General features: G+C 68.4%; 15 protein-coding genes. 10 read left to right on the top strand and 5 right to left on the bottom strand.

The genetic code is table 11. The features are described 5' to 3' along the window. Window positions 1-57: 57 nt before the first annotated feature. Window positions 58-363 (bottom strand): KGG domain-containing protein, encoded by a 306-nt coding sequence (locus Q5Z10_RS18800; protein ID WP_303636871.1) that lies wholly within the window; start codon window positions 361-363, stop codon window positions 58-60. A 241-nt stretch (window positions 364-604) separates the two neighbouring features. Here Q5Z10_RS18800 and Q5Z10_RS18795 point away from each other — a divergent pair, with 241 nt between their 5' ends. Both Q5Z10_RS18795 and Q5Z10_RS18790 read left to right on the top strand, forming a co-directional pair. Further along, complete coding sequence (locus Q5Z10_RS18795; RefSeq protein WP_303636870.1) at window positions 605-1,522, top strand: NAD-dependent epimerase/dehydratase family protein; 918 nt, start codon at window positions 605-607, stop codon at window positions 1,520-1,522. Between the two features lie 193 nt (window positions 1,523-1,715). Then, window positions 1,716-4,250 carry a methyl-accepting chemotaxis protein gene (locus Q5Z10_RS18790; RefSeq protein WP_303636869.1) on the top strand — a complete coding sequence of 845 codons (2,535 nt, stop codon included), beginning with the start codon at window positions 1,716-1,718 and terminating at the stop codon, window positions 4,248-4,250. Between the two features lie 94 nt (window positions 4,251-4,344). On the opposite strand, the gene Q5Z10_RS18785 is transcribed toward Q5Z10_RS18790, so the two are convergent. Beyond that, window positions 4,345-4,731 carry a DUF2628 domain-containing protein gene (locus Q5Z10_RS18785; protein ID WP_303636868.1) on the bottom strand — a complete coding sequence of 129 codons (387 nt, stop codon included), beginning with the start codon at window positions 4,729-4,731 and terminating at the stop codon, window positions 4,345-4,347. Window positions 4,732-4,947: 216 nt separating this feature from the next. Here Q5Z10_RS18785 and Q5Z10_RS18780 point away from each other — a divergent pair, with 216 nt between their 5' ends. After that, a complete protein-coding gene (locus tag Q5Z10_RS18780; RefSeq protein WP_303636867.1) occupies window positions 4,948-5,118 on the top strand; it encodes a hypothetical protein in 171 nt (56 codons plus the stop codon). 54 nt (window positions 5,119-5,172) lie between these two features. On the opposite strand, the gene Q5Z10_RS18775 is transcribed toward Q5Z10_RS18780, so the two are convergent. Continuing rightward, on the bottom strand, window positions 5,173-7,215 hold the full coding sequence (locus Q5Z10_RS18775; protein WP_303636866.1) for a TonB-dependent receptor domain-containing protein: 2,043 nt from the start codon (window positions 7,213-7,215) through the stop codon (window positions 5,173-5,175). Between the two features lie 491 nt (window positions 7,216-7,706). Between Q5Z10_RS18775 and mdoH the strand changes: the two genes are divergently transcribed. From mdoH to hemC, 5 genes are all read left to right on the top strand, one after another. Next, entirely contained in the window at window positions 7,707-9,632 is a 1,926-nt protein-coding gene (mdoH, locus tag Q5Z10_RS18770; RefSeq protein WP_303636865.1) for a glucans biosynthesis glucosyltransferase MdoH, read from the top strand. A 50-nt stretch (window positions 9,633-9,682) separates the two neighbouring features. Further along, window positions 9,683-10,342 (top strand): alpha/beta hydrolase, encoded by a 660-nt coding sequence (locus tag Q5Z10_RS18765; RefSeq protein ID WP_303636864.1) that lies wholly within the window; start codon window positions 9,683-9,685, stop codon window positions 10,340-10,342. 3 nt (window positions 10,343-10,345) lie between these two features. Further along, complete coding sequence (locus Q5Z10_RS18760) at window positions 10,346-11,389, top strand: sensor histidine kinase (protein ID WP_303636863.1); 1,044 nt, start codon at window positions 10,346-10,348, stop codon at window positions 11,387-11,389. A gap of 10 nt (window positions 11,390-11,399) precedes the next feature. After that, window positions 11,400-12,128, top strand: a complete 729-nt coding sequence (locus Q5Z10_RS18755) for a LytR/AlgR family response regulator transcription factor (RefSeq protein WP_303636862.1) — start codon at window positions 11,400-11,402, stop codon at window positions 12,126-12,128. A 536-nt stretch (window positions 12,129-12,664) separates the two neighbouring features. After that, window positions 12,665-13,576 (top strand): hydroxymethylbilane synthase, encoded by a 912-nt coding sequence (hemC, locus tag Q5Z10_RS18750; protein ID WP_303636861.1) that lies wholly within the window; start codon window positions 12,665-12,667, stop codon window positions 13,574-13,576. 115 nt (window positions 13,577-13,691) lie between these two features. On the opposite strand, the gene Q5Z10_RS18745 is transcribed toward hemC, so the two are convergent. Both Q5Z10_RS18745 and Q5Z10_RS18740 read right to left on the bottom strand, forming a co-directional pair. After that, window positions 13,692-14,468: a DUF481 domain-containing protein gene (locus Q5Z10_RS18745; RefSeq protein ID WP_303636860.1), complete on the bottom strand. Its 777-nt coding sequence runs from the start codon at window positions 14,466-14,468 to the stop codon at window positions 13,692-13,694. Between the two features lie 106 nt (window positions 14,469-14,574). Further along, entirely contained in the window at window positions 14,575-15,180 is a 606-nt protein-coding gene (locus Q5Z10_RS18740; RefSeq protein ID WP_303636859.1) for a LolA family protein, read from the bottom strand. Window positions 15,181-15,260: 80 nt separating this feature from the next. On the opposite strand from Q5Z10_RS18740, the gene Q5Z10_RS18735 reads away from it, so the two are divergent. Further along, complete coding sequence (locus Q5Z10_RS18735) at window positions 15,261-16,232, top strand: helix-turn-helix transcriptional regulator (protein WP_303636858.1); 972 nt, start codon at window positions 15,261-15,263, stop codon at window positions 16,230-16,232. Window positions 16,233-16,259: 27 nt separating this feature from the next. After that, complete coding sequence (locus Q5Z10_RS18730) at window positions 16,260-17,054, top strand: MetQ/NlpA family ABC transporter substrate-binding protein (RefSeq protein WP_303636857.1); 795 nt, start codon at window positions 16,260-16,262, stop codon at window positions 17,052-17,054. Window positions 17,055-17,095: the final 41 nt, after the last annotated feature.

Genomic DNA, 17,095 nt, shown 5'->3' with positions numbered 1-17,095 from the left:
ATGGGTGCTGCGTTTGCCAGCAGCGCCCTGCTGCCGCGCGCACGGCCGGCCGGACGCTCAGCCCTGCTGCCGCGATGGTGCCCCTGCCGGCGCTTCGGCCTGCGGCTGTCGTTGTTGCTGCTGCTGAAGCGCATGCGCGTGGCGGGCATGCCCGCCCTCGCGGCCGATTGCTGCCATGTGTTGCCGATCGCGGCTGATCGCCTCGCCGCCCTTGCGCCCGGCCGCGCGGGCTTCGGCGGGACTGAATTCATGTGCGTTGCCCGAGGCATGCGCGGCGCGGCCTCCCTTGGCAGCAATCGCCCGTTGCGTGGCCGGGTCCATCGAAGCAAAGCCGCGGTTGGAGCTGCGGGGTTGGTTGGGCATGGGACTCTCCCGTTGCGTGGATGCGGGGTATGCCGCCGCGGCGCGACGACGCCGACCATCCTTGGCGATGCAGTGCTAAGTCCAGGTCGCTACCGTGGCCTCGGCCTTCACGCCGCCTGCGCACGCAGTTGACACGCGATCGCCGGCTGCCGCGCTGCGCGATGCTATCGCCGCGGCCCCGCGGCATGCCTAGAATCGAAGCATCCCGGTAGTTCCCGGGCGCCTCGAGTGAATGGACTCAATGAAGATTCTGCTGACCGGCAGTTCCGGGCGGATCGGGCGCGCCATCTTTGGCGCACTGGCCGCCGATCATGAAGTGGTGGGGCTGGACCGCAGTCCCTTCGCCACCACGCGCATCATCGCCGATGTCACCCACCGCCAGGCGCTGCAGCGCGCGGTACGCGGCATGGATGCGGTGATCCACACCGCGGCACTGCACGCACCGCACGTCGACCTGGTGCCGGATGCGGTGTTCCAGCAGATCAACGTGGATGCCACGGCGCAGCTGCTGCAGCTGGCACGCGATGCCGGTGTGCGGCGCTTCGTGCTGACCAGTACCACCGCGCTGTATGGCCACGCCGTGGTGTCCGGCGGCTGCCGCTGGATCGACGAGGACACCGCGCCGCTGCCCCGCACCATCTACCACCGCACCAAGCTGCAGGCCGAAGCGCTGGCCGAGCAGGCCGCCAGCGATACCTTCCAGGTGCGGGTGCTGCGCATGGCACGTTGCTTCCCCGAAGCACCGGAGCGCATGGCGATGTTCCGCCTGCACCGCGGCATCGATGCGCGCGATGTGGCCAGCGCGCACGCCGCGCTGGTGGACGACGCCGGGCCGGCGTTCCGCCGCTTCATCGCCTGCGCGCCGACCCCGTTCCAGCGCAGCGACTGCCTGCAGCTGGCCGCCGATCCCCGCCAGGTACTGGCCCGCCGTGCACCGCAGCTGCTGGCCGAGTTCGAACGCCGGGGCTGGCCGCTGCCCCTCAGCATCGACCGCGTGTACGACAGCAGCCGCCTGCGGCAGACGCTGGGCTGGCAACCCCGTTTCGGCCCGGAAGGGGTGCTGCAGCAGTACGCGGCCGGCAGCATCGAAGTGCTGCCACGTACGCCCTGGGTCGGCGAGCGTGTGTTCGAGCGGGCGACGGTGCAGGACACGGACTGAGCCGGCAGCTGAGCAGGTTCAGCTTTGTGCGGGTCGCGCGCCTCAACCTCGTCCGGCACTGGCCGTTAACCCGGTGCGCGCCTTCCTGCGCCGGGCTCCGGCCCGGCCAGGGCCGGCGACCCGCGCGAAGGACCGCGCATCTGCGCGGTGCCGCCCCGGTGCCGGTCGACCTGAACTGCCTGCGGATCCTGCCATGCCTCCTTCCCGTTCCGTCGCTGCCCGCCGCCCCGGCAGCATCGCCCACAAGCTGATGCTGGGCACTGCGCTGATCGCCCTGTTGTGCTTCGGCGCGACAGCGTTCCTGATCTACCACCAGGCCAGCTCGGCGCTGGTGGCCTCCTCGCGGCAGACCATGGCCAGCGAAGCGCGTGCCGAAGCGCGCCAGGTCGCTGCCGACCTCGGCACGGCCTTCGCCAGCAACGATGCGATGGTGGAGACCGTGCTGGCCCAGCGCGCCCGTGGCGACGCTCCGGACCGCGCCGCGCTGGCCAACATCATCGGCGAGCAGCTGCACGCCCACCCCGAATGGCTCGGCAAGAGCACCATGTGGGAGGCCAATGCCTTCGACGGCAAGGACAGCGAGTTCGTCGACACCGAGGCGCACGATGCCACCGGCCGCTACATGAGCTACTGGGCCTGGCAGGACGGCAAGCCCCAGCAGTCGCCGATGACCGATTACACCGAAACCCCCAGCGGCTCGGGCAACTGGTACATGCAGCCGAGCCGCGACAAGCTGCCGCTGGTCAGCGAACCCTATGCCTACGACATCGGCGGGCAGCAGGTACTGATGAGCACCCTGAGCACCCCGATCGTCGAGAACGGGACGTTCCTCGGCGTGTTCACCGTGGACTTCTCGCTGGCCGCGCTGCAGAAGCACCTGGCCACGCTGAAGCCGATGGGGGCCGGCCACATCGAACTGCTGTCGCCCAACGGTGTGGTGCTGGCGTCGGCCGATGCCGCCGAGATCGGCAAGCCGCGCAGCGATGCGGTCACCCGCGGCATGCTGGCGCAGATTGCCGACGACAAGACCTATGAAGCGTTCGAACCCGATGCGTTCGGCAATGTGCGCCTGTACGTGCCCCTGCAGGTGGGCGATGCCCCGCAGCGTTTCGCGCTGGGCGTGGTGGTCCCGCATGCGGTGATCGTGGCGCAGGCGCGCGAGCTGCTGTGGATCATCCTGCTGGTGGGGGTGGTGGCGGCGCTGGTGCTCAGTGGTGGCGTCTACGTGCTGCTGCAGCGGCTGGCCGTGCGCCCGCTGGCCCAGGCCGTGCGCATCGCCGGCGACGTTGCCGCGGGCAGACTGGATACCGCGCTGCCGCCGCTGGGCAACGACGAAGTGGGCCGTCTGCTGGAGGCGATGCAGGGCATGCGCGGGCAGCTGCAGGCGGTGATGGCCGCACAGGCCGAGATGGCGCGCCAGCATGATGCCGGCCAGATCAGCTACCGCATGGATGCCAGCGTGTTCCCGGGCGAGTACGGCCGCATGGTCGCCGACAGCAACCAGCTGGTGGCCTCCAGCACTGCCGTGACCCAGCGCCTGGTCGAGGTGATGCAGCGTTACGCGGTGGGCGATCTGAGCGTGGACATGGAGGCCCTGCCGGGCGAGAAGGCGGTGTTCACCGCAGCCATGGCCACCACCAAGGCCAACCTGGCGGCCATCAACGAGCAGATCCAGCAGCTGGCCGCGGCGGCCGCTGCCGGTGACTTCGCGGTGCGCGGCGATGCCGAGCGCTTCGAGCATGATTTCCGCCGCATGGTGGAAACCCTCAACACCATGATGCAGGTGAGTGACCACAACCTGGCGGCACTGTCGACGCTGCTGCGGGCGATCGCCGCCGGCGACCTGAGCACGCGCATGCAGGGCGATTTCCACGGCGTGTTCGCCGTGATGCGCGACGATGCCAACAGCACCGTGCAGCAGCTGACGGGGATCGTCGGCCAGATCCAGCAGTCGGCGGCGAGCATCCGGCTGGCCGCCGGCGAGATCGCCTCCGGCAACAATGATCTGTCGCGGCGTACCGAACAGCAGGCGGCCAACCTGGAAGAAACCGCCGCGTCGATGGAGGAACTGACCTCCACCGTGCGCCAGAACGCCGATCATGCCCTGCAGGCCAATACGCTGGCGGCATCGGCCGCTGGCGTGGCCGGCGAAGGCGGGCAGGTGGTCAGCCAGGTGGTGCAGACCATGGAGCAGATCGAGACCTCGTCGCAGCGCATCGCCGAGATCATCTCGGTGATCGATGGCATCGCCTTCCAGACCAACATCCTCGCGCTCAACGCAGCGGTGGAGGCGGCACGCGCCGGTGAGCAGGGCCGCGGCTTCGCCGTGGTCGCCAGCGAAGTGCGTGCGCTGGCGCAGCGCTCGGCCGGTGCAGCCAAGGAGATCAAGGAACTGATCGACGCCTCGGTTGCCCAGGTCGGCGCCGGCGCGCAGCTGGTGCACGGTGCCGGCCGCACCATGCAGGAGATCGTCGGCCAGGTCGGCCGGGTCAACGAGATCATGGCCGAGATCTCGGCCGCCTCGCGCGAGCAGTCCGCCGGCATCGAGCAGGTCAACCAGACCGTGGTGCAGATGGACGAGACCACCCAGCAGAATGCGGCGCTGGTGGAGGAAGCCACGGCGGCGGCGCGGGCGATGGAGGAACAGGCCGAGCAGCTGGCCGTGGCGGTGTCGCGCTTCCGTCTGCAGGCCGAGGCGAAGGCGCCGGTGGCGTTGCGCGCGGCCTGAACCACGCTGCAAATGACGACGCCCGGCCAAGGCCGGGCGTCGATGCAACTGGAAACCGCTGGTACTGCCGGGCAATGCCGGCAGACAGGCAGGCTTAGAACATGCCTTCGAAGGGGTTCCAGCTGGTATTGCCCTTCACCTGTTCCAGGTAATAGCTGTAGTTGGTGCTGGAGGCCACCAGGAAGTTCATGGCAATGAACAGCGCGCGGGCGACGATGTCCGGCAGGAACATGCTGATCACGACCAGGACAATGTTGATGCCGATCACCACCAGGGCCTTGCGCCACATGCCCAGGATGAACAGATAGATCGCGCCGAAGAAGAAGGCGAAGAAGTTCAGGTTGATCTTCAGGCGGTCGCCGAAGGACAGCGCCTTCCAGGCCTGCTTGAAACCCGGCTCCTTGGGGGCACCGTGCTGCTGGAAGAAGTTGAAGCGGAACTGCCACTTCGGGCTGAAGCGGGAGAGATCGACGGCGTTCATGTGCGTAGGGACATCCCTGTGAGAAAACGTTTACATGATAAATGGGTCGTATTCAGCCTTCCAGTCCGGACCGTCAAAAATGTGACGGATCTACGTCCAGGGGCTTGCGTCCGAGCGTCGCACGTAACCCATCGGCCTTCTTTTTAGGATAGGGTGCGCAGTCCGCCGCTGCCCCACACGCTTTACGGGCGCTGGCGGAATGTCCATGGAGGTTGCATGACCACACCTGCTACACCGGAAAACGCACCCGGACCGGTGCTCCTGCCGACACCCGAAGTGGTGCAGGCACAACAACTGCTCGCCCGCCAGCAACTGGCGGTGGCGATGGACCGTGCACGCAATGCGGCCAGCCGCGATGCTGCGCCGGCCGTGCTGGAAAACGACTGAACCGCATCGTCTTACGATCGCGCTGGCCGCTTGCCAGCGCGATCGCGGTGCGCATCAGAAGCGCGCGGTGATACCGAGGAAGTAGCTGCGGCCCGCCACGAAGTAGTCGGTGGCGCCGTCGGCGTACAGCTTCTTGTCGGCCAGGTTGCTGACACCGCCACGCAGGGTCAGCACGTCGTTGACGTTCCAGGCTGCGGTCAGGTCATACAGCGTGTAGGCCTTCAGGAAGGTGCTGGCCACGCCGGTCTGCTTGCCGGTGTACTGCGCCGACAGGCTGCTGGAGAAGATCGCGTTCGGGGTCCAGTCCAGCGACGAGTAGCCGGAGAACTCCGGGGTATCGATCAGGTTGCGGCCGGTGGTCAGGTTCTTGGCTTCCTTCATCCAGGTGGCCGACGTGCGCCAGCGCCAGTGCTCGCCGAAGCGGAGATTGAGGTTGCCTTCCATGCCGCTGGTGCGTGCGCGCTGCACGTTGCTCATGCGCGTCCACCAGTAGCCGTTGAAGAAGCCCAGCGCTTCGTACTCGATCTTGTTCTTGAAGTCGGTGTGGAAGTAGGTCAGCCCGGCATCGACGCGGTCGTTGTCGAAGCTGATGCCGAGCTCGCGGTTGGTGCTGGTTTCCGGGTCCAGGTCAGGGTTGCCGGCCATGTAGCAGCCGCCGCGCACGTAGCCCAGCGGAATCAGCGAGGTGCAGCCACGGCCGCCGGACTGGGTCGCCGCGCTGGGGGAGTTCTCGGTCAGGCTGGGCGCGCGGAATCCCTTGGAGACGCCGCCGCGGAGGGTCCACTGCCCGGCCGGGTGCCAGACCAGATAGGCGCGTGGGCTGACATGGCCGCCGAACTGCTCGTGGTGGTCCAGGCGCGCGCCCAGGGTCAGCGCGAGGGTGCGATGCAGCTTCAGCTCGTCCTCGACGAACAGCGCCCAGGTATCCACTTCCAGCGCCGAACCCACGACCGGGTTGCCGGCATAGTCGATCGGCGCCCGGCCGATGGTGTCGGTGTTGGTCAGCTCCTGCCGCTTCCATTGGCCGCCCACCGCGAACTGGTGCTCCACGCCCAGCGTGAACGGCGTGCTCAGGCTCGCTTCGAGAATGCTGTCGGTGGCCTCGGAGCGGCCGGTCGGGCCGATATCGTTCTTGTACTCGGTCCAGTACGCGCTCAGCTTGGAGGTGCCGAAGCGCCAGTTGCCATCATGGTTCAGTGCCAGCGAACTGCGCTTGAGTTCGCTCGCCCCCCACGCGCCCTCGTCCTGCTTTTCCAGGGCCTGGGCGATGAAGGCCTGCTGCACGCCGTGGCCGGCCTCCAGCGACAGCTCCTGCGCGTCGCTGAGCTTCCATTCCAGCAGCGCGTCGACATTGCGGTCCTTCTCGCCGGCATAGGCGTTGCCGTAGACGCCGCCGTTGTCGCGGTCAGAGTCGCGGCGCATGCTGTTGGCGCCGATGCGCAGGCCGAAACGTTCGCCCAGCGGGCCAGAGAAGGTGGCCCCGATCTGCTGGGTGTCGCCGCGCTTGCCATCCTGCGGCCGGGTGTAGCTGTGGGTGGCGCTGCCGTTCCAGGCGTCGCCGATGCGCTTGGTGATGATGTTGATCACACCGCCCATCGCGTCCGAGCCATACAGCGATGACATCGGGCCACGCACCACTTCGATGCGCTCGATCTGGTCCGGCGCGATCCAGTTCAGGTCCTGGCGGCCGAGGTCGGGGCGGTAGTTGGTCGAGGCCGAGCTGCCCATGCGCTTGCCGTCCACCAGCACCAGCGTGTAGTTGGATGGCATGCCGCGCAGCTTGATCTTGGACTGCTCGCCGACCGCACTGAGGCCACCGGTGACACCCGGCACGCGGCTGAGCAGGGTGGCCAGGTCGTGCACGGGCTGGCGCTCGATGTCCTCGCGGCTGATCACGCTGATGCTGGCCGGGGCATCCTTGATCCATTGCTGGTTGCCCGAGGCGGTGACCACCACCGTATCGAGGTCCTTGGTCGAGGCGTCGGCGCTGCCTTCAGCGGCGGCGAGCGCCGGCAGGGTGAGCAGGCAGGCGCTGGCCAGGGCACGGGCAAGGTGGGTGCGCGACGGGCGCGCGGAACGGAAAGGGGACTGGGGCATGACGGCTTCCATGGGAGAGGAGAGACCCGGGGAAGCGGCAGGCGCAGGCAGACAGCAGGCAGCCACCCTTCCGTGGGTCGTCGGGCGCACGGCGTGGCCGGCGCAGCTGGGTGGGTCTGGCGCAGAGGGCGCAACGACCTGCCTGGTTAACGGAATGATAACCGTTCTCGTTTGTTACGATCCAGTACCCACGGCCATCAATCGACATCCGGCGGAACCCGGCGGGCAACGCCTGCTGATGGCTGAATGGGGGAAATCCCCGGGCGGCACCTTCGCACCCGGCTTACATTCAGCCCCCTAGACTGGGCCGCATTTTTCGATTCCGCCCCGTTGGAGATCGTGTGGGTTCCGGTAGTGACAGACATCGACTGCGCGGCATGACGCCGTCGCAGACAGGACAAGTGCGGGCGCCGGGAACGCGTGCCAGGAACCTTGGCGCATGCAGCCTGGCCTGGATGGCCGGCTCTGCGGCCTGCGCGGAGTAGGCGGGCATGGGGAGTCAAACCATCAACGCGGAACCGGCCGTTGCCGGTCCCGACGCCGGCTGGGCCGTGCTGCCGGACGAATCGCCGTTGGCGATGCCCGAGCAGACCCTGCGCGAGGGCGAGCTGAAGGTGCGCCGGCATCGTACCTCGCCGCGCATGATCGGCCTGCGCCGGCTGTACATCCTGGGCGGAACCGTGGCGATGACCGCGGTGGCCACCCGCATGATGTGGCGTGTGCTGTCCGGCAACGGCATCAGCGTGCTGGAGGCGTGCCTGCTGGTGCTGTTCGTCGGTCTGTTCGCCTGGATCGCGCTGTCGTTCGCCAGTGCCGTGGCCGGCTTCCTGACCGCCGTGTTCGACCGTGGCTACCGGCTCGGCATCGATCCGGACAAGCCGTTGCCCACCGTGCACAGCCGCACCGCGCTGCTGATGCCGACCTACAACGAAGACCCGCGGCGGCTGCTGGCCGGCCTGCGCGCGATCTACGAATCGGTGGCGGCCACCGGCCAGCTGCAGCGCTTTGATTTCTTCGTGCTCAGTGATACCCGGCGCGACGACATCGCGCGTGCCGAGGAACAGGTGTTCGCCGAGCTGCGCGGGCTGGTGCCCGACGGCCATGCCCGCCTGTTCTACCGTCGCCGCGGCGACAACAGCGCGCGCAAGGCCGGCAACATCGCCGACTGGGTCCGCCGCTTCGGTGGCGCCTACCCGCAGATGCTGATCCTGGACGCCGACAGCCTGATGACCGGCGACAGCATCGTGCGCCTGGTCGCCGGCATGGAGCACAACGCCGATGTCGGGCTGATCCAGACCCTGCCGTCGGTGATCGGTGGCCGCACCCTGTTCGCGCGCATGCAGCAGTTCGGCGGCCGCGTGTACGGCCCGGTGATCGCCCGTGGCGTGGCCTGGTGGCACGGCGCCGAAAGCAATTACTGGGGCCACAACGCGATCATCCGCACCCGTGCCTTCGCCGACCATGCCGGCCTGCCCGCACTGCCGGGGCGCAAGCCGTTCGGTGGCCACGTGCTGAGCCACGATTTCGTCGAAGCGGCGCTGATGCGCCGCGGCGGCTGGGCCGCGCACATGGTGCCGTACCTGGGCGGCAGCTATGAGGAAGGCCCGCCGACGCTGACCGATCTGCTGGTACGGGACCGCCGCTGGTGCCAGGGCAATCTGCAGCACGGCAAGGTGGTCGGCAGCCGCGGCCTGCACTGGATCAGCCGCATCCACATGCTGATCGGCATCGGCCATTACTTCACCGCGCCGATGTGGGCGATGCTGATGCTGATCGGCATCGCCATCCCGCTGTTCCAGGAAGGCATCGACTTCAACGCCCTGCTGCACCTCTCGCCCAGCGTGTACTGGCGCGCGCAGGATGAAGAACAGGTGGTGCGCCTGTTCGCGGCCACCATGGCCGTGCTGTTGATGCCCAAGGTGCTGGGCTATCTGGCCATGCTGCTCGATCCGGTCGATCGGCGCGGCTGCGGCGGTGCGGTGCGTGCGTTCCTGTCGATGCTGGTGGAAACCGTGCTGGCCGCGCTGATGGCGCCGGTGGTGATGTACGTGCAGTCGCGTGGCGTTGCCGAAGTCCTGTCCGGTCGTGATTCGGGCTGGGATGCGCAGCAGCGCGACGATGGCGGCATCTCCTGGATGGCGCTGATCCGGGGTTACGGCGGGCTGGGGCTGTTCGGCGCCTTCATGGGCGTGCTGGCCTGGGCAGTGTCGCCGTCGCTGGCCGCGTGGATGGCGCCGGTGGTGATCGGCATGGTGCTGGCGATCCCGGTCGTGGCGCTGACCTCCTCGCGGGGGCCGGGTGCGTTCCTGCATCGTCTGGGCCTGCTCGACATTCCCGAGGAGAACATCCCGCCGCCGGTGCTGGTCCGTGCCGTGCAGCTGCGCCGCGAAGCCGCCGAGCAGCCGCCGCTGTACTGATCGCACCCCGTCGGCGGCATAATGCGGCTCGAACGCAACGGAGCCGCAACATGCTGCAAACGGTGGAACAGGAGACCGGCGCCTCGCCGCAGTGGTCGGTGATCTGGCTGCATGGCCTGGGGGCCGATGGCCATGATTTCGCCCCGATCGTGCCCGAACTGGTCCGGCCGCAGTGGCCGGCGCTGCGCTTCGTGTTCCCGCATGCACCGGTGCGCCCGATCACGATCAACAACGGTGTGCCGATGCGCGGCTGGTACGACATCGTCGGCATGGATTTCCGCTCGCGGGCCGACATGGCCGGCGTGCGCGAGTCGATGGCGCAGCTGGATGCGCTGATCGAACGCGAGATCGGACGCGGTATCGCCGCCGATCACATCTTCCTGGCCGGGTTCTCGCAGGGGGGCGCGGTGATCCTCAGCGCCGCGCTGGCGCGGACCGCGCCGCTTGCCGGCCTGATCGCGCTGTCGACCTATCTGCCCGATGCCGAAGCGGCCACCCGCGTCGATGGCGCGGTGGACGTGCCGGTGTTCATGGCCCATGGCAGCAGCGATCCGGTGATCCCGCAGGCGGTGGCCGCGCACAGCGCGCAGGTGCTGGGTGCACTGGGCCTGCAGGTGCAGTGGCACAGCTACCCGATGGCCCACCAGGTCTGCGCCGAGGAAATCGACGCGCTGGGCGACTGGCTGCAGGCCCGGCTGGGCGTGGGCTGAGCCATGGCCACGGGCAGCGCCGCGCCGTGGATGCCCGAACTGTGCCGCCTGCCGCGGCTGGCGGCGATGCTCGGCCTGGCCGAGCTGGTGGTGGTGGTGCTGGCGCTGGCGCCCGATGGCAGCCGGCACTGGACGGTCGGCGAACTGGCATCGGCCAGCGGCTTCGCGCTGTGGCTGGCGCTGGCGGTCAGCGCCTGCCTCTGCGTGCTGCGGCAGGCGCTGTCGCGGCTTCCCGAACTGCTCGGCGCACTGGCGGCGGTCGCACTGGCTGCGGTGATCGCGGTGGCCTGCGCCGGCATCGTCCACGCGCTGTATGCGGTGCTGGGTGACAACTTCACCCGTGGCATCGGTTTCTGGCGCTTCACCCTCGGCAGTGCCGCCACCACCGCGCTGATCACCGCACTGGCGCTGCGCTATTTCTACGTCAGCGATCGCTGGGCGGCCCAGGTGCAGGCCCACGCGCGGGCCCAGGCCGACGCCCTGCAGGCGCGCATCCGCCCGCATTTCCTGTTCAACAGCATGAACCTGATCGCCAGCCTGCTGCATCGCGATCCGGCGGTGGCCGAGCGCGCGGTGCTGGACCTGTCCGATCTGTTCCGCGCAGCACTGGGGGCCGGCGAAGGCGATTCGACCCTGCGTGACGAATGCGAGCTGGCCGAGCGCTATCTGTCGATCGAATCGTTGCGGCTGGGCGAGCGCCTGCAGGTGCACTGGCAACGCGACGAGCCGCTGCCGTGGGAGCTGCCGATGCCACGCCTGGTGCTGCAGCCGCTGGTGGAAAACGCCGTGCTGCATGGCATCTCGCGCCTTCCCGAGGGCGGCACCATCGAACTGCATCTGGCCTGCGCCGGCGATGCGCTGACGATCACGGTGCGCAATCCGGCGCCGGATCCACAGGCACCCGGGCTGGCCCTGGCGCAGGGGGCTGGCCACGCCCAGCACAGCATCGGCCATCGCCTGGCCTGGCGCTTCGGGCGCGCTGCGCGGATGACGGCTGGCTGGAGCGAGGGCTACTATGCCTGCCAGGTGACGGTGCCGATCCAGTGAGGGGTTGATCGTGAGGGTAGTCATCGCCGATGACGAGCCGCTGGCGCGCGAGCGCCTGCGCAGCCTGCTGGCCGCGCAGGACGGGGTGGACGTGGTGGCCGAGGCCGGCAACGGCGAGCAGGCGCTGCACGCGTGTGCGGCGCTGCAGCCGGACCTGGTGCTGCTGGACATCGCCATGCCCGGCCTGGACGGCCTGGAAGCGGCACGCCATCTGGCCAGCTTCGAGCCGCGCCCGGCGGTGGTGTTCTGCACTGCGTACGACGCGCATGCACTGTCGGCCTTCGAGGCGGCAGCGATCGACTATCTGATGAAGCCGGTGCGGGCCGAGCGCCTGGCTGCGGCGATTGCCCGCGCACGCACCTTCCTGGCCGGCCGCGATGGCCAGCCGCAGCACACCGGCGGCCAGGCCCGCAGCATGCTGTGCGCGCGGCTGCGTGGCAGCCTGCGCCTGATTCCGCTGGACGACATCCATTACCTGCAGGCCGAAGAGAAGTACGTGGTGGTGCACCACGCGCGTGGCGAGGACCTGATCGAGGAATCGCTGAAGTCGCTGGAAGAGGAATTCGCCAGTCGCTTCGTGCGCATCCACCGCAACTGCCTGGTGGCGCGCCACGAGCTGGTGGAACTGCGGCGGGGCAGCGGTGGGCAGGTGCAGGCGGTGCTGCGGCATGGCAAGCAGCCGCTGGAGGTCAGCCGCCGCTGCGTGGCGACGCTGAAGCAGGAACTGCGGCATCTGTAGGTTTTCCGCGCGGCCTGCGGCCGCGACTGCTTGCGAGCGACGTCTGAAGCAACAGCAACAGCAACAGCGGGTCATGGCTCGTTGTTTTTACGTATTGGGTCGGGCCGGGGTGGGGGCGCGGGACACGCGGTGAACCCATCCATGGGGCTCGATGGCGCCATCCCTGGCGCCAACGGTCCCGCGCCCCCACCCCGGCCCAACCCTCTTGTTGTCCACTGCGTCGGACGGCAAAAGCGTTGGTGTTGTCGGAGGGGGAGAAATGTAGAGCCGAGCCATGCTCGGCTTAGAGCGTCGCGACCCGCTGTTGCCCTGCTTTTTTGATCTTCCGTGGCTGACGCGCACGGAAACTGTCAGAGGCCGGGCGGGGGGGCTGCGCAGGGGCGTGAGCCGCATGGATGCGGCGACCGAGCTTACATGGACGTACTTGCAGCGACCCCTGCGCAGTCCACCCCGCCCGGCCAAGCAAAGCTGTTGCTTCCAGCCACGAGGGGCTCCGCCGTTGGCCGTATCCGCGCCGAAGGCGCGATAATGACCGGATGGATACCGTCCGCATCGCCACCCGCAAAAGCCCGCTCGCCCTCTGGCAGAGCGAACACGTCGCCGATCGACTGCGCCAGGTCCACCCTGGCCTGCACGTGGAACTGGTGCCGATGAGCACCCGCGGCGATGAAGTGCTTGACCGCTCGCTCGCCGCCATCGGCGGCAAGGGCCTGTTCCTGAAGGAGCTGGAGCTGGCCATGCTGCGCGGTGAGGCCGACTGCGCGGTGCATTCGCTGAAGGATGTGCCGATGGAACTGGATGCGCCGTTCGCGCTGCCGGCAATGCTGACCCGGCATGATCCGGCCGACGGGTTCGTTTCCAATCTCTATGCATCGCTGGAGGCGCTGCCGCTCGGGGCCCGCGTCGGGACCTCGTCGCTGCGCCGCCAGGCCCAGCTGCGTGCGCTGCGGCCGGACCTGCAGCTGCTGGACCTGCGTGGCAACGTCAACACCCGCCTGGCCAAGCTCGACAACGGCGGCTATGACGCCATCGTGCTGGCCGTGGCCGGGCTGGAACGCCTCGGCCTGGGCGCGCGTATCGTCGCGCGGCTGCAGCCGCCACAGTGGCTGCCGGCACCGGCGCAGGGGGCGGTCGCGGTGGAGTGCGACGGTGGCAACGCGGCATTGATGGCGCTGTTTGCACGGCTGGACGATGCGTCCACGCGTGCCTGCGTGGAGGCCGAGCGGGCAATGAACCGTGCCTTGCATGGCAGCTGCCATGTACCGGTGGCGGCCATCGCGCAGTGGCAGGGGCAGGATCTGCACCTGCAGGGCCTGGTCGGCAGTGCCAGCGATGGCCGTGCGGTGCGCGCCGAGGCCGTGGGGCCCGCCAGCGACCCGGACGCGCTGGGCCAGCGCGTGGCGAAGATGCTGCTGGATGCCGGTGCCGGCGAACTGCTGAACGTCTGAGCCGCCGATCTGTAGAGTCGAGCCATGCTCGACGGCTCTTTCCTGGCTGGCCAACAGCAGTCGAGCATGGCTCGACTCTACAAATAAAGAACGGGCGCCCTGCGGCGCCCGTTTCTCATTTGAACTTGTAGACCACGTTCATCGTGGTCAGCGTGTCGGTCCTGCGCTTGTCCTCGGCCACGTCGCTGTTGTAACGGGCCTGCCAGCCGGCCTTCAGTGCCAGGTGTTCGTTCATGCTCACCGATACGCCGAAATCGTTCTGGCCAAAGGTGTTGTACGAACCCGATTCGACCAGCAGGGTGTTGATCAGGTCGGTGTTGCCGGTCAGCGAGTACTTCAGGTCGAACAGGCCACGACCGATCAGGCCGGTGCGGGTGCGGTCGTCTTCGGTGCTGTGGGTGCGGCGCACACCGGGGCCGATCTGCGCATCGAACGAGAACCGGTCGGTGTTCCACAGCCGCGTGCCGTAACCCAGACCGAACGAACTCTGGCGGTCGTAGGTGGCGAAATCGTCGCGCTCGGTACGCACCGTGGCGGTCAGCTGGCGGTGCTCGCCCAGCTGCAGCGCGCTGCCGGCGCTGCCGGTATAGCGGTTGGCGGTGGTGTTGTTGCGGCGGGTGGTGGTGCCGTCATCGTTGGTTTCGGTCACCTTGGAGCTGGATCGCAGACCGAACAGGTCCATGCTGTGCACCCAGTCACCGTCGGTATAGCGCAGGCGCAGGCGGCCGTTGAAGCTCTCGGTGCTGCTGTTGCCGCGGGCCGAGGCGAAGCCGAGCTCGCCGCCACTGCCGCTCCACGGCGAGGACATCGCCGCCAGTTCGGAGGCATCCTGCGCATGGGCCAGTGGCGCGCACAGCAGCAGGGGGATCAGCAGGGACACGCGCAGGGACATCGAGGGCTCTCCGGAGCGGTTGACAGCCGGTGATGATACTGGATGCGTGATGACCGTCCGAATCGATCCAATGCGCGCTTCAGCAGGCGTTTGCCACAGCGCCTGTTCAGGGCCGCTCGATACGGACATCCGGATCGTTGAAGCGTGAATAGCGCAGCCGCAGCTGATAGGCCTTGCCGTTGTTGCTGCCGCTGCGCACGATCTGCCGCGGCAGGCCCTGCGCATCCACCCAGTACTCCAGGCGCTCGCCGCCGGCGCCGCGCAGGCGGTAGTGGCGGGTGGGGACACCGTCCAGTGCCTGGCTGCCCAGGTCTTCGGCCTGCAGGGCCGGTGCGGGCACGTCGGCCGGCAGCGGGTTGCGCCACTGCTCCAGCAGGCCCGGCGGGGTCGGCACCTGGCGGATCGCATCGTCGGCCTGCAGGAACATGGTGTCGCCGATGATCACCTGCGGCCCGGCCAGGGTCTGCACCCGGAAACGGTCCGGGGCGACGAAGTCCATCGCCGCGCGGACCGGCTGCGCCGCGCCCAGCACGTCCAGTTCGGCATGGAAGCTGCGCAGGGCGGCGAAGCGCTGGCTGGCCGCCAGCACCGCCTGGGCGGGATCCGCCGCGGGCACGGGCAGGGGCGCAGCGCTGCCGTCAGGCGGGGGCGCGCGGTCGCAGGCCACCAGCAGCAGGCAGGCCAGCAGGGGCAGGACGGACAAGCGGCGCATCGGGCGCTCCGCGGGGCAGGGGCGACCACGATAGCCCAAACCTCCGCCACAACGGCCGCGACTCGGACATAATCGGGGGCATGGACCGATACGAACGCATCACCGCCCTGCATCGTCTGCTCAAGTCCGCACGCTATCCGGTGACGGTGGCGACCCTGCAGGACAAGCTCGGGTGCTCCCGTGCGACCGTCTACCGCGACCTGGCCTTCCTGCGCGACGCGCTGATGGCGCCGATCGAGGGCGACGGCGAGGCCGGCTTCCGCTACCTGGCCGACGAGAGCGACCGCTTCGAGCTGCCCGGCCTGTGGTTGAGTTCGGAGGAGCTGCACGCCCTGCTGGCCTCGCAGCACCTGCTGGCGCGGACCGGGGGCGGCGTCCTGTCCTCGGTGCTGGCACCGCTGCAGCAGCGCATCGAGGGCCTGCTTGCCGCGCAGGCCGGGGTGTCCAGCTGGCCGGTCGACCGGGTCCGGGTGATTCCGCACCGGGGCCGCAAGTTCGACGAGGCCAGCTTCCGTTCGGTGGCCTCGGCGGTGCTGGAGCGCCGCCAGCTGGGCTTCGAATACCGGGCCCGCTCGACCGATGAAGCGACCAAGCGCACCGTGTCGCCGCAGCGGCTGACCCACTACCGCGACAACTGGTACCTGGACGGCTGGGACCATGATCGCGAGGCCCTGCGCAGTTTCGCGGTGGATCGCATCTACAAGGCGCGGGTGATCGACAGCGCCGCCCGCGATGTCGCCGACAGTGAGCTGGACGAGCAGCTGGGTGCCAGCTACGGCATCTTTTCCGGTGCGCCCAAGGGCTGGGCGACCATCCTGTTCAGTGCCAAGGCGGCGCGCTGGGTGGCCGATGAGCACTGGCATTCCAAGCAGCAGGGGCGCTTCCTGCCCGACGGTCGCTACGAGCTGAAGGTGCCCTACAGCGTCTCGCGCGAACTGCTGATGGACGTGCTGCACTACGGTTCCGATGCCGAGATCGTCGAGCCGGTGATGCTGCGCGAGCAGGCCAAGGCGCTGCTGGGCCTGGCCCTGACCAACTACGAACACTCCTGATCCTCCCCCGAGAGACCCGTTGCCCCCATGAAGAAGACCCTCCTGTTGCCCCTGTTCGCCGCTGCGCTGGCCCTGACCGCCTGCGGCAAGTCCGGCGAGCCTTCGCAGAAGCTGGTGGTGGCTGCTACGGCCGTGCCGCACGCCGAGATCCTCGACGTGGTCAAGCCGATCCTCAAGCAGGAAGGCGTGGAGCTGGACGTGCGCGTGTTCAACGACTACGTGCAGCCCAACGACCAGCTGGTGCAGAAGCAGGTGGACGCCAACTACTTCCAGACCGAGCCGTACCTGGATGCGTACAACCGCGACCGCAAGACCGATCTGACCAAGGTGATCGGCGTGCATATCGAGCCGTTCGGCGCCTACTCGCGCAAGGTCACGTCGCTGGCTGAACTGCGCGAGGGAGCCGACGTGGTCATCCCGAACGATCCGAGCAACAACAGCCGCGCGCTGATCCTGCTGCACAAGGCCGGCGTGATCGAGCTGAAGGACCCGGCCAATGCGCTGTCGACCCAGCGCGACATCGTGGCCAATCCGAAGAAGCTGAAGTTCCGCGAGCTGGATTCGGCGATGCTGCCGCGCGTGCTCGACCAGGTCGACCTGGCCCTGATCAACACCAACTACGCCCTGGATGCCGGCCTCAACCCGACCAAGGACGCGCTGGCGATCGAAAGCAAGGATTCGCCGTACGTGAATTTCCTGGTCGCACGCCCCGACAACAAGGACGACGCGCGCGTGCAGAAGCTGGCCAAGGCGCTGACCAGCCCGCAGGTGAAGACCTTCATCGAGACCAAGTACAAGGGCTCGGTGCTGCCGGCCTTCTGAGGTTCCGGTAGCGCCGGGCCATGCCCGGCGGAATCGAAGCT

This window comes from Stenotrophomonas sp. 704A1, assembly GCF_030549525.1.
Taxonomy (GTDB): domain Bacteria; phylum Pseudomonadota; class Gammaproteobacteria; order Xanthomonadales; family Xanthomonadaceae; genus Stenotrophomonas; species Stenotrophomonas tuberculopleuritidis.
The sequence above is the reverse complement of the archived record's forward strand: the minus strand, read 5'-3'. Positions and strand labels throughout refer to the sequence as shown.

What these genes read in the sequence shown, in the direction of transcription:
- Q5Z10_RS18790 (WP_303636869.1), top strand. Translation starts at nt 1,716, where the DNA reads ATGCCTCCTTCCCGTTCCGTCGCTGCCCGCCGCCCCGGCAGCATCGCC.
- Q5Z10_RS18785 (WP_303636868.1), bottom strand. Translation starts at nt 4,731, where the DNA reads ATGAACGCCGTCGATCTCTCCCGCTTCAGCCCGAAGTGGCAGTTCCGC.
- Q5Z10_RS18745 (WP_303636860.1), bottom strand. Translation starts at nt 14,468, where the DNA reads ATGTCCCTGCGCGTGTCCCTGCTGATCCCCCTGCTGCTGTGCGCGCCA.
- Q5Z10_RS18740 (WP_303636859.1), bottom strand. Translation starts at nt 15,180, where the DNA reads ATGCGCCGCTTGTCCGTCCTGCCCCTGCTGGCCTGCCTGCTGCTGGTG.
- mdoH (WP_303636865.1), top strand. Translation starts at nt 7,707, where the DNA reads ATGGGGAGTCAAACCATCAACGCGGAACCGGCCGTTGCCGGTCCCGAC.
- Q5Z10_RS18730 (WP_303636857.1), top strand. Translation starts at nt 16,260, where the DNA reads ATGAAGAAGACCCTCCTGTTGCCCCTGTTCGCCGCTGCGCTGGCCCTG.
- Q5Z10_RS18765 (WP_303636864.1), top strand. Translation starts at nt 9,683, where the DNA reads ATGCTGCAAACGGTGGAACAGGAGACCGGCGCCTCGCCGCAGTGGTCG.
- Q5Z10_RS18775 (WP_303636866.1), bottom strand. Translation starts at nt 7,215, where the DNA reads ATGCCCCAGTCCCCTTTCCGTTCCGCGCGCCCGTCGCGCACCCACCTT.
- Q5Z10_RS18760 (WP_303636863.1), top strand. Translation starts at nt 10,346, where the DNA reads ATGGCCACGGGCAGCGCCGCGCCGTGGATGCCCGAACTGTGCCGCCTG.
- Q5Z10_RS18735 (WP_303636858.1), top strand. Translation starts at nt 15,261, where the DNA reads ATGGACCGATACGAACGCATCACCGCCCTGCATCGTCTGCTCAAGTCC.
- hemC (WP_303636861.1), top strand. Translation starts at nt 12,665, where the DNA reads ATGGATACCGTCCGCATCGCCACCCGCAAAAGCCCGCTCGCCCTCTGG.
- Q5Z10_RS18780 (WP_303636867.1), top strand. Translation starts at nt 4,948, where the DNA reads ATGACCACACCTGCTACACCGGAAAACGCACCCGGACCGGTGCTCCTG.
- Q5Z10_RS18800 (WP_303636871.1), bottom strand. Translation starts at nt 363, where the DNA reads ATGCCCAACCAACCCCGCAGCTCCAACCGCGGCTTTGCTTCGATGGAC.
- Q5Z10_RS18795 (WP_303636870.1), top strand. Translation starts at nt 605, where the DNA reads ATGAAGATTCTGCTGACCGGCAGTTCCGGGCGGATCGGGCGCGCCATC.